This window comes from Burkholderia sp. Ac-20379, assembly GCF_017104645.1.
Taxonomy (GTDB): Bacteria; Pseudomonadota; Gammaproteobacteria; order Burkholderiales; family Burkholderiaceae; genus Burkholderia.
This window is the reverse complement of record NZ_JAAGPF010000801.1, coordinates 1-666: the sequence shown is the minus strand read 5'-3', so window position 1 is coordinate 666 and position 666 is coordinate 1. Positions and strand designations below refer to the sequence as shown.

Here is a 666-nt window from a genome sequence, read left to right as displayed (position 1 = left end):
CCACGCGGCCGGCGCCGAGCTGATCCGCCCCGCGCGCATGACCAGGCAGGCGCAGCTTGACGACACGTTCGGCGGCAGCCTGTTCGCCGCGTTCGGCATCGCCCGCGCCGCCGCGAAGAAGGGCGTGCTGGCCGACGGCGGCTCGCTCGTGCTGATGTCGTCGGTGGCCGCCTCGACGGGCCAGGTCGGCATGACCGCCTACTCGGCCGCCAAGGCCGGCGTGGAAGGCCTGGTGCGCTCGCTCGCCTGCGAACTGGCGCCGCGCCGGATCCGCGTCAACGCGATCGCCGCGGGCGCGGTGCGCACCGCGATGCACGAGCGCCTCACGCGCGGCAGCCCCGACGACGCCGTGGCCGCCTATGAAGCCAGCCATCTGCTCGGCTTCGGCGAACCGGACGACATCGCGCAGGCCGCGCTGTTCCTGCTGTCCGACGCGAGCCGCTGGATCACCGGCACCGCGCTCGCCGTCGACGGCGGCTACCGCGTGCGCTGAGGATCACCCCATGAACGCATCGCTCACGGCCGCGCAGGCCGCCCCGCTCGTCCAGGCCGCCGCGCCGGACGCCACGCGCCTGATCGTCGCCGGCGGCGGGATCGGAAGAGCACACGTCGGAACTCCAGGCACCATAGAGTAACCCGGATGCCGTCCTCTGCTTGAAAAAAAAA

General features: G+C 72.8%; 2 protein-coding genes. Both read left to right on the top strand.

The genetic code is table 11. The annotated features are described in order from the left end of the window. On the top strand, positions 1 to 493 hold a 493-nt coding region (locus G3N92_RS34710), incomplete at its 5' end, for an SDR family oxidoreductase (RefSeq protein ID WP_206131959.1). Positions 494 to 503: 10 nt separating this feature from the next. Continuing rightward, positions 504 to 635 (top strand): hypothetical protein, encoded by a 132-nt coding sequence (locus tag G3N92_RS35430; protein ID WP_277396230.1) that lies wholly within the window; start codon positions 504 to 506, stop codon positions 633 to 635. Positions 636 to 666 lie beyond the last annotated feature (31 nt).